The organism is Brevundimonas bullata (assembly GCF_014207965.1).
GTDB classification, from domain to species: domain Bacteria; phylum Pseudomonadota; class Alphaproteobacteria; order Caulobacterales; family Caulobacteraceae; genus Brevundimonas; species Brevundimonas bullata_A.
Map to the genome: position 1 here is coordinate 598647 of NZ_JACHLM010000002.1, position 13136 is coordinate 611782.

The 13136-nt window shown below is 65.7% G+C and carries 11 protein-coding genes; 7 read left to right on the forward strand and 4 right to left on the reverse strand.

The genetic code is table 11. The annotated features are described in order from the left end of the window. Nucleotide 1: 1 nt before the first annotated feature. From HNP51_RS07535 to HNP51_RS07550, 4 genes are all read left to right on the forward strand, one after another. Nucleotides 2-3391: an error-prone DNA polymerase gene (locus HNP51_RS07535; protein ID WP_184268662.1), complete on the forward strand. Its 3390-nt coding sequence runs from the start codon at nt 2-4 to the stop codon at nt 3389-3391. A 306-nt stretch (nt 3392-3697) separates the two neighbouring features. Further along, nucleotides 3698-4132 (forward strand): hypothetical protein, encoded by a 435-nt coding sequence (locus tag HNP51_RS07540; protein ID WP_184268664.1) that lies wholly within the window; start codon nt 3698-3700, stop codon nt 4130-4132. A gap of 120 nt (nt 4133-4252) precedes the next feature. Then, nucleotides 4253-5683 (forward strand): alginate export family protein, encoded by a 1431-nt coding sequence (locus HNP51_RS07545; protein WP_184268665.1) that lies wholly within the window; start codon nt 4253-4255, stop codon nt 5681-5683. A gap of 16 nt (nt 5684-5699) precedes the next feature. Next, nucleotides 5700-7442: an amidohydrolase gene (locus HNP51_RS07550; RefSeq protein WP_221415762.1), complete on the forward strand. Its 1743-nt coding sequence runs from the start codon at nt 5700-5702 to the stop codon at nt 7440-7442. Here the strand turns inward: HNP51_RS07550 and HNP51_RS07555 are convergent. Genes HNP51_RS07555 through HNP51_RS07565 form a run of 3 tightly spaced genes read right to left on the reverse strand, consistent with a single transcriptional unit; the run spans nt 7439 to nt 9143 of the window. Beyond that, complete coding sequence (locus HNP51_RS07555) at nt 7439-8053, reverse strand: DUF1190 domain-containing protein (protein WP_260398378.1); 615 nt, start codon at nt 8051-8053, stop codon at nt 7439-7441. The genes HNP51_RS07550 and HNP51_RS07555 overlap by 4 nt on opposite strands. 5 nt (nt 8054-8058) lie before the next feature. Beyond that, nucleotides 8059-8472 carry a DUF350 domain-containing protein gene (locus tag HNP51_RS07560; protein WP_184268668.1) on the reverse strand — a complete coding sequence of 138 codons (414 nt, stop codon included), beginning with the start codon at nt 8470-8472 and terminating at the stop codon, nt 8059-8061. Nucleotides 8473-8495: 23 nt separating this feature from the next. After that, nucleotides 8496-9143, reverse strand: coding sequence for a YjfK family protein (locus tag HNP51_RS07565; RefSeq protein ID WP_184268670.1), 648 nt, complete (start codon nt 9141-9143; stop codon nt 8496-8498). Between the two features lie 135 nt (nt 9144-9278). On the opposite strand from HNP51_RS07565, the gene HNP51_RS07570 reads away from it, so the two are divergent. From HNP51_RS07570 to HNP51_RS07580, 3 genes are read left to right on the forward strand one after another with little or no spacing between them, the layout of a single operon-like run. Beyond that, nucleotides 9279-9974, forward strand: a complete 696-nt coding sequence (locus HNP51_RS07570; RefSeq protein WP_184268672.1) for a YjfI family protein — start codon at nt 9279-9281, stop codon at nt 9972-9974. Nucleotides 9975-9989: 15 nt separating this feature from the next. Then, nucleotides 9990-10730, forward strand: a complete 741-nt coding sequence (locus tag HNP51_RS07575; protein WP_184268674.1) for a PspA/IM30 family protein — start codon at nt 9990-9992, stop codon at nt 10728-10730. 3 nt (nt 10731-10733) lie between these two features. Then, entirely contained in the window at nt 10734-11900 is a 1167-nt protein-coding gene (locus tag HNP51_RS07580; RefSeq protein WP_184268676.1) for a glutathionylspermidine synthase family protein, read from the forward strand. A 7-nt stretch (nt 11901-11907) separates the two neighbouring features. Here the strand turns inward: HNP51_RS07580 and HNP51_RS07585 are convergent, their stop codons facing one another. Beyond that, nucleotides 11908-13131 (reverse strand): cyclopropane-fatty-acyl-phospholipid synthase family protein, encoded by a 1224-nt coding sequence (locus tag HNP51_RS07585; protein ID WP_184268678.1) that lies wholly within the window; start codon nt 13129-13131, stop codon nt 11908-11910. Nucleotides 13132-13136: the final 5 nt, after the last annotated feature.

Below are 13136 nucleotides of genomic sequence, written 5' to 3' on the forward strand. Positions count from 1 at the left end.
CATGAACACCTTGGCCCCTTGCAGCGCCTACGCCGAGCTCGCGGCGGCCAGTAACTTTTCCTTCCTGCGCGGAGCCTCGCATCCCAAGGACCTGGTGCTGACGGCCATTTTGCAGGGTCACGCCGGCCTCGGGCTGGCCGACCGCAACACCGTGGCGGGCGTGGTGCGGGCCTGGAGCGCGCTGAAAGAACTGCGGGCCGTGGGCCTGAACCCGCCGGAAAAGGTGCGCGACGGCGGTAGTCCCGGCGAGGTCGCCTTCATCGAGGACCCGCTGAACGATCCGGCCCTGTCCGAAGAGGTGAAACAGCGGGCGACGGATTTCCGTCTTCTGACCGGCGCCCGGCTGGTTTTCAACGACGGCACGCCCGACATCCTCGCCTATCCCGAGACGCGAGCGGGCTGGGGCCGACTGACCCGGCTGCTGACCCTGGGCAATCGCCGGGCGAAGAAGGGCGAGTGCGAGATCGGCCTGCGCGACCTGCTGACCGATCCCGAGGACCTGCTGTTGATCCTCGTGCCATCGGACCGGCTGAGCGGGCTTGAGGACGCGCTGGTCCGCATCATCGAGGCGGCGCCCGGCGCCGTCTGGCTGGGCGCCGCCATGCACAGGCGCGGCGACGACCGGCGCAGACTGGCCCGATTGAAAGCCATGGCGGCTCGGACAGGCGCTCCCATTCTGGCGCTCAACGACGTCCTCTACGCCGCGCCCAAGGATCGCGACCTGCAAGATGTCCTGACCTGTATCCGCGAAGGCGTGAGCATCGAAACCGCCGGCCGCCGATTGGAGGCCAACGCCGAACGCTGGCTGAAATCCGTCCCCGACCTGGCTCGCCTGTTCCGCGACGCGCCCGAGGCGATGAACGAGACCGTCGCCTTCCTGTCGCGCGCCGCCTTCGATCTGTCTGAGCTCAGCTATCAATACCCGGAGGAGCCGATCCCGCCCGACCGGCTTCCGCAGGAATGGCTGGAAGAACTGACGAGCCGTCACGCCGCCATGCGCTATCCCAACGGCGTTCCCGACAAGGTTCAGGCCCTGTTAGACAAGGAGCTGGCCTTCATCGCTCGCAAGGGCATCGCCCCCTACTTCCTGACCATTTTCGACATCGTTCGCGTGGCGCGCGACAAGCGCATCCTGTGTCAAGGACGGGGTTCGGCGGCGAACTCGGCGGTCTGCTATGTTCTGGAGATCACCTCGGTGGACCCGATGGAGTCCGATCTGCTGTTCGAACGCTTCCTGTCCGAGGACCGTAACGAACCGCCCGACATCGACGTCGACTTCGAGCACGAGCGGCGCGAAGAGATCATCCAGCACATCTACGAACGCTATGGCCGACACCGGGCCGGCATCGCCGCCACCGTCATCCACTTCCGCCCCCGCAGCGCCATCCGCGAGGTGGGAAAGGTTCTGAGCCTGACCGAGGATGTGACAGCCCGTCTGGCTTCGACCCAATGGGGCAGTTGGGGGACCGAAATCGGCGACCGTCATGTCGCGCAGGCGGGACTGGACGCGACCAATCCTATGATCGCCCGCGCGGTCGAAATGGCGGTGCGACTGCTGAACTTCCCACGCCACCTCAGCCAGCATGTCGGCGGCTTCGTCCTGACCCAGGACAGGCTGGATGAGATGGTCCCCATCGGCAACGCCGCCATGCCGGACCGCACCTTCATCGAGTGGGACAAGGACGACATCGACGCCCTGCGCCTGATGAAGGTCGATATCCTGGCGCTCGGCATGCTGACCTGCATCCGCAAGGCGTTCGACCTGATCCGGGCGCATGAGCACGAGGATTGGGAACTGCACACCCTCCCGCGCGAGGATCCCGCGGTCTACGACATGCTGTGCCGGGGCCAGTCCATCGGCGTCTTCCAGGTCGAGAGCCGAGCTCAGATCAACATGCTGCCCCGGCTGAGGCCTCGCTGCCTTTATGACCTCGTCATCCAGGTCGCCATCGTCCGCCCTGGCCCGATCCAGGGCGACATGGTTCATCCCTATCTGCGGCGTCGCAATGGAGAAGAGGCGGTCATCTATTCCTCGCCCTCGCCCGAACACGGCCCGCCCGACGAACTCGAACAGGTTCTGCACAAGACATTGGGCGTGCCGCTGTTCCAGGAGCAGGCGATGAAGCTGGCCATCGTCGCCGCCGAGTTCAGCGATGGTGAGGCCAACGGGCTGCGCAAGGCCATGGGCACCTTCCGCGGCGACGGCAGCCTCCACACCTATGAGACGCGAATGGTCGGGCGGATGGTCGAACGCGGCTATGATCCGGCCTTCGCCCAGCGTTGCTTTGACCAGATCAAGGGCTTCGGCTCCTACGGCTTTCCCGAGAGCCACGCGGCCAGTTTCGCGCAACTGGTCTATGTCTCTTCCTGGATCAAGCACCGCCACCCGGCGGCCTTCGCCTGCGCCCTGCTGAACAGCCAGCCCATGGGCTTCTATGCGCCCGCCCAGATCGTGCGCGATGCGCAGGAGGTCGGCGGGGTCGAGGTGCGCCCGATCGACGTCTCGCACAGCGACTGGGACAACAGTCTGGAAGGGCCTGAGAAAGCGCCCGCCCTGCGTCTGGGCCTGCGCCAGATCGATGGCTTCAGGCAAGATTGGGCCAAGGCCATGTCGGCGGTGCGGGCCATGGCGCCCTTCGCCGATATCGAGACCCTGGCCCGGCGCGCCGAACTGCCCGCCGCCGCCATGCGCAAGCTGGCCGACGCCGACGCCTTTCGCTCATTGGGACAGGATCGGCGCGAAGCTCTGTGGGAGGTGCGCCGCCTTCCCGACGACGATCCCCTGCCCCTGTTCGCCGCCGCCGAAGCACGCGAGCGCGGCGCCCGCGAACTGGGGGCTGAGCCCGACGCGCAGTTGCCCTTGATGCCGCTGGGCGAGCATGTCGCCGCCGACTACCAGACCGCGCGCTTGTCGCTTAAGGCGCACCCGATGGGTATCCTGCGCCCCATGTTCGCCGCCGAAGGGGTGCTGACCTGCGCCGCGACCGAGGCCAAGCGCGGCGGCTCTGTCGTGCAGGTCGCCGGCGTGGTGCTGGTGCGTCAGCGGCCGGGCAAGGGCAACGCAGTCTTCATCACCCTGGAAGACGAAACGGGCATCACCAACATCGTCCTGTGGGCGCGGATGCTGGAGCAGTTCCGGCGCGAGGTCATGAGCGCTCGGCTGATGCAGGTCGAAGGCGTGGTCGAGAAGAGCCCCGAAGGCGTAGTTCACGTCGTCGCCCGCCGCGTCATCGACCGCAGCGGGCAACTGGCTCGCCTGTCGGAGGACCATGACACCGACATCCAACTGGCCCGCGCCGACATTGTCGCCCACCCGCAACCGCCGCGCCATGCAACGCCCCGCCATCCGCGCGATGTCCGCATCTTGCCCGGCTCGCGCGATTTCCATTGAACGGAAATTGTCCGTCATTTTCGGCCGGAGATCTCGGTCTCTATGTCCCCAACATACTTGCGAACAGGCCCGGACCAATGGTGCAGGCTGCCGCGGGATGGTGCTCAGGCTTCGCATCTCGCTGGTGCGCGAGGGCCAAGCCTTCATGGCGCGAACCTACGCACCCGCCTTTCGCCCTCACAGATCCGCCAATGCGACGATACGTCACAGAAGCGGCGCCTCGCTTCACTCGACGTTAGTGAACGCTGTGATATCAAAATGCCATCGTTCAGCAACTTGCTAAGCGAAATACGATCCGGGGGGATCATGAAACTCAAAGCCATCGTAGCGTCGTGCGCGGCGCTGTCCCTTGCAGCGTGCGCCACATCGCCGGACAAGATTTCTGCGGCCTATGTCTCGCCGCTCCAGTATCAGAGCTACGACTGCGGCCAGATCCGAATGGAGTTGGTGCGCATCGGCCAGCGTGTCGACGAGGTCACGGGGCAACAACGTCGCCAAGCCAGCAACGACGCCTGGGCGATGGGGGTTGGCCTGGTCCTGTTCTGGCCCGCTCTCTTCTTCCTCGCCGGCGGCAACGACAAAAAAGAAGAGCTCGGTCGTCTCAAGGGCGAATATGACGCGCTCCAATCTGCAGCCGTCCAAAAGCAGTGCATGAACCAGCAGGCGTCAACCAGTGCCTACTCCAACCGAACAGAGCTGACGCCGCCCACTCAGCAAGCGCCGACGCCTCAGCCCCAATAGGGCGACAAGACCAGTAGACCACAGCGGCGGCTCAAGTCAGAGCCGCCGTTTCTAATTGCGCCGCCCTATCGGCCTCAAAACAAACGTTGTAACGTCACGGTTGGGGGAGAGGAGCTGTCTATGCGACGTAGCGTTCTCCGTGCTGATTTGATCAGTTGCATCCTTTTGGGATTCGCCTCCTCCTCGGCGTTTGCCCAGACGCCAGAGCCCATAATCCTGCACAAGAGCGACGACCTGACGGTCACCGGCCATTTTCAGGGCGGGGTGAACCTGGTCGCCGAGCATAATCTGTTCTGGAAGTTTGCAGAGACGGTGGCCGGCGTCACCGATTTCGACCCGAACGCTGAATGGTTCGAGGCCTATGTGAAGCCGGGCGTGACGTTCGAGCGGCGTATGGGCGACCAGGCGACCTTCTATGGCGGCTTGTCAGGCGTGGGCTCCATGACCATCGGCACAGACGCCTTCGATGCGGGCGACACCGGGCGGGTGACGCTGGAGGAAGGCTATCTGGGTTGGCGCTACAAGGTCGACGAGACCACCTTCGACCTGTCCGTCGGACCTCGAGATTTCAAGGCTGGCACAGGAATGCTGATCGAAGCGGGCGGCTCCAGCGGGTTTTCGCGCGGGGCGTTGAAGCTGGGTCCGCGCAAGGCCTGGAGCTTCGCCGGCCTGGGCGCGGTCACTCGCGGCAAATTCAAGGGAACGGCCTTCTATCTGGATCCTAATGAGTCGCCGGACAACGACGGCCACAACCGGCTGGCGGGCGTGGATTTCCGCTATGACTCGAACCCCAACGCCGTCATCGGCCTTACGGCGGGCAAGGTGCTCGAATCCGAGTCCCCCTACCCCAAGGCCCCGCCCGGCGGGATCGGCGTGCCGACCATTATACCCGGCGCGCGCGACGGGCTGCAGTTCGCCAATGTCTACATCCGCTCTCCGCTCATGGGCGCTCCCAACGCCTTCATGGCGGCGGATCTGGCGTTCGAGCGCAACGACCGCATCAACCTGCGCGCCTGGGCGGGCCGCGCCCAGGTCGGCTATACCTTCGCCGAGCATCGCTGGAAGCCGACCTTCACACTAGGCTATCAGACCTTCTCCGGGGATGATCCGGACACCCCCCGGCTGGAACGGTTCGATCCCCTTTATTACGAGGGCAACCCCTCGGCCTGGTCGACCGGAACCAAGTCGTCGATGGTCTTCATCAACTCCAATGTGAACTCCTGGCAGGTCGCGGCCAGCATTGCGCCGACGCCGCGGGACACCTTCACCGCGCGCGTGCACCGGATTGAAGCCGATCAATTGCGCAGCCCCATCCAGTTCGGCCAAGCCACCCGGGTCGTAGTTCAGAACGGCGTGAACTCGCCCATTACCGGCGTCACGCGCCACCATCTGTCTGACGACCTCTACGTCGAATACTTCCGCGCGATGTCGTCCCACCTCTTCCTGACGGCGGGCTTTTCCGTCTCCGTGCCCGGCGCGGGGATCAAGTCAATCGTGGAGGACGCGCCCATCTGGGCCGGCGCCTACGTCAATCTGATCGCAAATTACTGAACCGAACGAGACGTCCATGACCCTGCTCGCACCGCCGACCAATCGCCGCAATCTGCTGGCCGGCGCAGGCGCCCTGGCCGGGGCGACACTGATCGGGGGGCGTTCCGCCATGGCCCAGTCAGGTGGGACGTCCATGATCTTCACCGGCGGCCCCATCCTGACCATCGACGACGCCACGCCGACGGCCGAGGCCATGGCCGTGCGCAACGGCGTCATCGTCGCCGTCGGGTCGCTGGACGCCGCCCGCGCGGCTGTGGGCCGCAACGCCCAGGTGGTCAATCTGGACGGCCGCACCCTGCTCCCGGGCTTCTTCGATCCTCACGGCCACGTCTCCATGGTCGGGCTGCAGGCGCGCTACGCCAACCTGCTGCCCGCGCCGGACGGTCAGGGCGACGACATCCCGGCCCTGCAAGGCATCACCCGCGACTGGATGAACGCCCATGAACAGCTGGTCCGCGACACCCAGTTGGTCATCGGCTTCGGCTACGACGACTCCCAGCTGAAGGAGCATCGCCATCCAACGCGGACCGAACTGGACGCCATCTCCGACAGCGTTCCGATCCTGTTCATGCACCAGTCCGGCCACCTGGGCGTGGCCAACAGCGCGGCCCTTGAGGCCGCCGGGATCAGCGCCTCGACACCCAACCCCGACGGTGGGGCCTTCCGCCGCGAAGAGGGCTCGCAGGAGCCCAACGGAGTCATGGAGGAAACCGCCCTGTTCGCGGTCATGGGCGCCCTGTTCACCCGCCTGGACCTTCAGGCCAACCTCGAGATGATCCGCGAGGGCGCGCGCTTCTATTCCAGCTTTGGGTACACCACGGCACAGGATGGGCGCTCCTCGACCGACACCTGCCGCATGATGGCCATGCTGGCCGAGCGTGGCGAGCTGCCCATCGACATCCTGTCCTTCCCCGACATCCTGACCTCGACCGACGTCATGGCAACGCCGCTGTATCGCAAGAACTACGTCGGCAAATACCGCATCGGCGGGGTCAAGCTGACCATTGACGGCTCGCCCCAGGGCAAGACCGCCTGGCTATCGCAGCCCTACTACATCCCGCCCGAGGGCAAGCCCGCATCCTATCGCGGCTATCCCGCCGCGACCGAGCAACAGGTTCTGGACGCCGTAGAACTGGCCTTCAAAAATGACTGGCAGATCGAGGTCCACGCCAATGGGGACGCCGCGATCGATCTGCTGATCGGCGCGGTGCGTGACGCCACACGTCGGCACGGCGCCAAGGACCGTCGCCCAGTCCTCATCCACGGCCAGACCGTCCGCATGGATCAGTTGGATGACCTCAAAACCCTGGGCATCGTCCCGTCCCTCTTCCCCATGCACACCTTCTACTGGGGCGATTTCCACAGGGACTCAGTGCTGGGGCCGCGCCGGGCCGAGTTCATTTCGCCCTGCGCCTCGGTCGTGCGGCGCGGCATGCGGTTCACCAGCCACCACGACGCGCCGGTGGCCAATCCCGACGCCATGCGGGTGCTGTCGGCCACGGTCACCCGCCGCACCCGATCGGGCGACATCCTGGGGCCCGACGAATGCGTGCCGGTCGAGGTCGCCTTGAAGGCCATGACCCTGTGGGCCGCCTGGCAGCACTATGAAGACGCCAGGAAGGGCTCTCTGGCGGTCGGAAAACTGGCCGACCTGACCCTGCTGGGCGACAACCCCATGACCGTCGATCCCGGCAAGTTGGCCGACATCAAGGTCCAGTCGACCTACAAGGAAGGCCGCGAAGTCTGGCGCCGGTCTTAGCCGCCGTAGCCGCGCCCGCCGCCACCGAAACCGCCACGTGAGACGACCGTCGTGCGGCTCTGGACCCGGCTAGGAGCCTGACGGGCGACGTCGCCGTGCTCACGGCCGTTGGTCAGCGTCTTGCCGGTGCGGTAGTCGCGGTAGGTGTAGCCGCCGCCGTAGCCGTTAGAATACTGGCCGTCACGGTCACGATACAGCGGTCCCCCGCCGCGATAGCGCCCGCCGTCCAGCATCTGACCGATGATGAAGCCCGTCAGCAGCGGCGTGAAGAAGGACCCGCCGCCGCTCTGGTTGGGCTGGCACTGCGACGGGCCCCACTGGCCTTCGCACTCGGACTGGGTGGCGTAGCGCGGCGCGGTCTCGGCGGCGGCCTTCTGGGCGGCGGCCTGGGCGGCGTCGCACTCGGCGTCCGAGATGTCGTTGGCGGCGCGGCACTCTTCCAGCGAGGTATAAGCCTGAACCGGCTCGGGCTCGGGCGCCGCGACCTGAGGCGCGCCGCAGGCGGCCAGCGAGAAGCTGGCGGTGGCCATCAGGCTGCTGACATGCAGGACGCGCGATCGCTTGAGCTTGCGCATGGTCTTGGTCAGAGGCAGGTCCTTGGGATCGGTCATCGCGCTTACGCCGTCATGCAGGCGGCGTTCAGCAGCCCGACGCAGATGGAGATGGCGGCCAGATATACCGCCGCCGCGATCTCGCCCGCCTCGATGCGAACGACCAGGTTGCGAAAGGCCATGCGGCTGATGGTGACGAAGACCAGGATCTGGATCACGCCGGCCAGCAGGGCCCAGGCGGCGAACTCCATCAGGCTGACGGTATGCGACAGGGCCGAGGCCAACGGCAGGACGTAGCCGATCAGAGCGCCCCCGAGAGCAATGGAAGCGGCGGTGTTGCCTTCCCGGATCAGCGTATGCTCGTGATAGGGCGTGACCCATTGGTAGATCAGCTTGAACGCCAGGGTGAAGGCCCCGGCCATGGCGAAGGCGATCAGGAAGGCGATCGCCCCCTGCTGAAACGTGAACCAGTCGAACATCTGCTGCATCTCCCCAGGCGCCGTCAGGCGCGAAACTCGGCCATTTCCAGCGGAATGCCGATCATGATTTCGTGTGTCGTCTCGCCGCCCTCGGGCTGCTGCTCCAGGGCGATCATCAGTTCGCGTCCGCCCGCCAGATCACGGCCGTACAGCATGCAGGTCTGGAAGATCTTCGCATAGGGCGTAACCGCCGTGCGGTCGTCCCAGATGGTCTCCCACAGGGTGACGGGCGGCTGGACGGCGTCGCTTTCAGAGAACCAGAAGCGCGGATAGTCGGGTAGGTCCTCAGCCGCGCCATGAAACACCGGCGCCGACAAGCGGTCGCGCCAGATACGACGCTCGCGCTCGCCCGGCGGATAGGCCGAGGTCCAGGGGATGAACAGGCTGAAGTCGTAGCTTTCGGCCCCCGCCTCGTCGTCGCTCATGGCCTGAAGCATGACGTGGTCGTCGGTATAGAAACGGTGGACGAACTGCCCGCCGTCCAGCGTGACCAGACCCTGGGCCGTGATGTCCAGCACGTCCCGGTCCAGGGTGAAATGAGTCTCATCGCCCAGTCGACGCCAAGCCAGCGGGTCCAGCGCCACGGTGCGGCCCACGGTGATATTGCGCACCGTCGCCAGGCGCGATGCGGGCGCGGCCTTGTCCGACTGTCCGAAAAGCTTCTTGAACATGGGTGACTATCTAGGCCTGCCGCGAGCCGACTGCGAGCGAACACAGATGGTGCGACCGAATGATGCGGGTCATGGTCTGAAATTCCGTCCTGCATTGCCCGATGTCAAGCGTTCATGTTACGCGTTACATGAAACATGACCAAGCCCCCCGCCCCTTCCTCCGCCGCGACCGAGCGCATTCGTGCGTGGCGACAGGCGCGCCGCGAGGCCGGGCTGGTCAAGCTGGAGCTCTGGGTGCCCGAGGCCGCGCGCGACGACGTCAAGGCGGCCGTCCGCGCCATCATCACCGATTCGACCCGCGGCCCCCATCTTGCCGGAAGAGACCTTGCCGGCCGGGCGCGCCGCCCCAATTCTGACCCCATCACTTCTGGAGACGACCACCACATGGACGCCGTGATCGAAACCCCCTGGACCGTGCCGGCCATCAAGGAGGCGATGGACGCCTCGCCACTGATCCGCGAGGGCGAGATGACCCTGCGCGTGCTGGAAGGCGCGGACGCCGTGCTGCTGGCCACCATGCACGAATACGGCGACCTGCCGGTCTATCTCAGCGTCGGCGGGGCGCAGATCGTCTGTTCGGTGCTGCTGTGGCCCGTGGCCGAACAGGCCGACCGCCACGCCTTCAACGAGTTCCTGCTGAAGGCCCAGCGCGTGGTGCCCCTGTCGAACTTCGCCATCACCAACGTCGGTGGCGAAGATGTCTATGAGCTGATGGGCGAGCTGTCGTGCAAGACGACGCTGCAGACCATCCTGATCGAGTTGCGCACCCTGGCGGAAAACGCCATCGACGCCACCGAACTGCGTGAAACCTTCGGCGCCGACGCCGCCTGATCCCGGAGACCCACCATGTCCATGCTCAGAAAACTGTCCGCCCTGTTTCGCGGCACCGCCCACGACGCGGCCCAGGGCGTCGTCGACGCCAATGCGCTGAAGATCCTGGATCAGGAAATCCGCGACGCCGACAACGCCCAGGGCAAGGCGCGCGACGACCTGGCCGGCCTGGTGGCGCGCCGTCGCATGGCCGAAAACGAAATGGCCAGCTTCCACGACCAGATCGCCAAGTATGAAAGCTCGGCGCGCTCGGCGCTTGGTCAGGGCAAGACCGATCTGGCGCGCGAAGTCGCCGGCCGCATCGCCGAACTGGAAGTCGAGATCAACAGCCGCGGCCCGCTGATCGAGGACATGAAGACGGCTGAGGCGCGACTGCGCACCGCCATCGCCTCGACCGACCAGAAGATCGAGACGCTTCGTCGCGAGATCGACATCGTCAAGGTCAACGAGTCCGTGCAGCGCGCCCAGACCTCGGTGGCGCTGAACTCGGCCGGCGCCAACTCGCGCATCGGTTCGGCCGCCGACAGCCTGCAGCGCATCAAGCAGCGTCAGGCCGTGCAGGAAGAAAAACTGCGCGAGAACCAGGCCCTGGAAGACCGCCGCACCGGCGCCGACCTGGACGCCAAGCTGCGCGACGCCGGCATCCTGCCTGGCCATTCCTCGGCCGACGACGTCCTGGCCCGCCTGACCCAGAAGGACGTGACCATCGTCACCCCGCGCATTGGTCAAGCGACGCCCGACAAGGACCCGGCCTGATCCATGCAACGTCTGCGCTTTGATCCCCGTCCCGACTGGGACGCCCAGGCCGAAGGCCTCGGCTTCACCTGGCGTCACACCGGCGGCGAACTCTATTGGGATGAAACCGCCGCCCATGCGTTTACGATGGCCGAGGTCGAGGACGGGATCGAGGCGCCGACCGAGGAACTGCACTCCATGTGCCTGGACCTGGTCGCCGAGGCGGTCCAGTCCGAACGGCTGATGGAGCAACTCGACATCCCCGAGCCGATGCGTGACTACGTCGCCGACAGCTGGAACCGGGGCGATCCGTCGCTCTATGGCCGCTTCGACTTCGCCTATGACGGCACAGGCCCGGCCAAGCTCTATGAATACAACGCCGACACCCCCACCAGCATCTATGAGACCGGCGTCTTCCAGTGGCTGTGGCTGGAGGATCAGATCAAGGCCGGCGTCCTGCCCGCCGACGCCGACCAGTTCAACAGCCTGCACGAAAAGCTGGTCGACCGGTTCCGGGCCATCTTCCCCAACGGCGGCTTCGTGCATTTCAGCTCCGACGCCGACTTCGTCGAGGATCGCCAGACCGTGCGCTTTCTCGAGGACCTGGCGCGTCAGGCGGGACTGGACCCGCAGTTCGTGGCCATCGATCAGATCGGCCTGAACGCCGACGGCCAGTTTGTGGACCACGAGAACTGGATCATCCAGGCGATGTTCAAGCTCTATCCGTGGGAGCAGATGCTGCGCGACGACTACGCCGCGCCCCTGCCGACGGCGGGGGTGACGGTGCTGGAACCGGCGTGGAAGAGCATCCTGTCCAACAAGGCGATCCTGCCCCTGCTGTGGGAACGCCACGCGGGCCACCCAAACCTGCTGGAGGCCTATTTCGAGGACGATCCGGCCCCTTCAGCCCTTGGATCATCCTACGTCCGCAAGCCCTTGTTTTCACGAGAAGGCGCCAATGTCGAACTGATCGACCAGGGCCGCAGCGTCGCCGAGGTCGTGGATGGCGGCTACGGCGGCGGACGATGGATCCGTCAGGCCCTCTGCAACCCGCCCAGCTTCGACGGTAACCACGTCATCGTCGGCTCCTGGGTCGTCGGCGTCGAGGCCGCCGGCATGAGTCTGCGCGAGGACACCAGCCTGATCACCCGCAACACCTCGCGCTTCGTGCCGCACTTCATCCGGGACTAGGTCGGCGTCACGCCGCCCTGTCCAGGGTCAACTGGATCACATCGGTGCGTCGGGACCTGAACCCCGCCTCGCAATAGGCCAGATAGAAGCGCCACAGACGGTGGAAGCGTTCGTCAAAACCGGCGCCGGCGCGGCCAATCTCGCTGCAGGCCGCCTCAAAACGGCGGGCCCATTCGGCGAGGGTGTCGGCATAGTCGCGTCCAAAGCGCTCCGTCTGGCCCCAAGTCAGACCGGCGCCGGCCACCACGGGCGCCAGCTTGGCCTCCGAAGGCAGTGAACCGCCAGGGAAGACGTACTTCTGAATGAAGTCGGTTCGGGCGTCGTACTCTTCAAACAGCGCGTCCTGGATGGTGATGATCTGCAACCCGGCGCGTCCTCCGGGCTTCAGGGCGCTGCGGACCTTGGCGAAATAGGTCGGCCAGTATTCCCGTCCCACCGCCTCGAACATCTCGATCGACGCCACCCGATCAAACTGCCCCGCGACATCGCGATAATCGATCAGTTGAATGTCCGTCTTGTCCGCTAGTCCGGCCTGGAACAGGCGGCGACGGGCGAAGTCGTATTGCTCCCGCGAGATTGTCACACCGGTGACCGTCGCCCCGATCTCGCGGGCGGCGAACTCGGCGAAACCACCCCAGCCACATCCGATCTCCAGCACGCTATGGCCCGGCTGCAGGTCCATCATACGGGCCAGAGACGCGTACTTGGCGCGCTGGGCCGCCTCCAGCGGCTGGTCCGGCCGTTCGAAACGCGCGGCGGAATAGGTCATCGAAGGATCCAGCCACGCCGCATAGAAGGCGTTGCCCAGATCGTAGTGGGCGTGGATGTTGCGGCGCGACCCGCGACGGCTGTTGCGATTGAGCCGATGCCCCAGCCAGTTGATCCCGTTCACAAGGGGATTGCCGTCGAACAGGCGTCGGATGTGATCGTAGTTGTTGACCAGGGTCTCTAGCAGGACCGGCAGTTCGGGCGAGTCCCACTCGCCCGCCATATAGGCCTCGGCGAAGCCGATATCGCCGCCCTTCAGCACGCGCGCGGCAAAGTTGTAGCTGCGGATGTTCATCACCGCCGCGTGGCCGGGCTCCTTGCCGCTCAGTTGTCGACTGGAACCGTCAGGCAGCACCAGCGTCAGCCGCCCCCAGGTCCAGTTGGAGGATAGAAGGCGCAGCAACAGCCCGAATACGGCCGACGACGGTCCTGCTTCTCGGGCTCCGTAGAAGGTCGTGGTCATGGCTT

What these genes read in the sequence shown, in the direction of transcription:
- HNP51_RS07535 (WP_184268662.1), top strand. Translation starts at nt 2, where the DNA reads ATGAACACCTTGGCCCCTTGCAGCGCCTACGCCGAGCTCGCGGCGGCC.
- HNP51_RS07540 (WP_184268664.1), top strand. Translation starts at nt 3,698, where the DNA reads ATGAAACTCAAAGCCATCGTAGCGTCGTGCGCGGCGCTGTCCCTTGCA.
- HNP51_RS07545 (WP_184268665.1), top strand. Translation starts at nt 4,253, where the DNA reads ATGCGACGTAGCGTTCTCCGTGCTGATTTGATCAGTTGCATCCTTTTG.
- HNP51_RS07550 (WP_221415762.1), top strand. Translation starts at nt 5,700, where the DNA reads ATGACCCTGCTCGCACCGCCGACCAATCGCCGCAATCTGCTGGCCGGC.
- HNP51_RS07555 (WP_260398378.1), bottom strand. Translation starts at nt 8,053, where the DNA reads ATGACCGATCCCAAGGACCTGCCTCTGACCAAGACCATGCGCAAGCTC.
- HNP51_RS07560 (WP_184268668.1), bottom strand. Translation starts at nt 8,472, where the DNA reads ATGTTCGACTGGTTCACGTTTCAGCAGGGGGCGATCGCCTTCCTGATC.
- HNP51_RS07565 (WP_184268670.1), bottom strand. Translation starts at nt 9,143, where the DNA reads ATGTTCAAGAAGCTTTTCGGACAGTCGGACAAGGCCGCGCCCGCATCG.
- HNP51_RS07570 (WP_184268672.1), top strand. Translation starts at nt 9,279, where the DNA reads ATGACCAAGCCCCCCGCCCCTTCCTCCGCCGCGACCGAGCGCATTCGT.
- HNP51_RS07575 (WP_184268674.1), top strand. Translation starts at nt 9,990, where the DNA reads ATGTCCATGCTCAGAAAACTGTCCGCCCTGTTTCGCGGCACCGCCCAC.
- HNP51_RS07580 (WP_184268676.1), top strand. Translation starts at nt 10,734, where the DNA reads ATGCAACGTCTGCGCTTTGATCCCCGTCCCGACTGGGACGCCCAGGCC.
- HNP51_RS07585 (WP_184268678.1), bottom strand. Translation starts at nt 13,131, where the DNA reads ATGACCACGACCTTCTACGGAGCCCGAGAAGCAGGACCGTCGTCGGCC.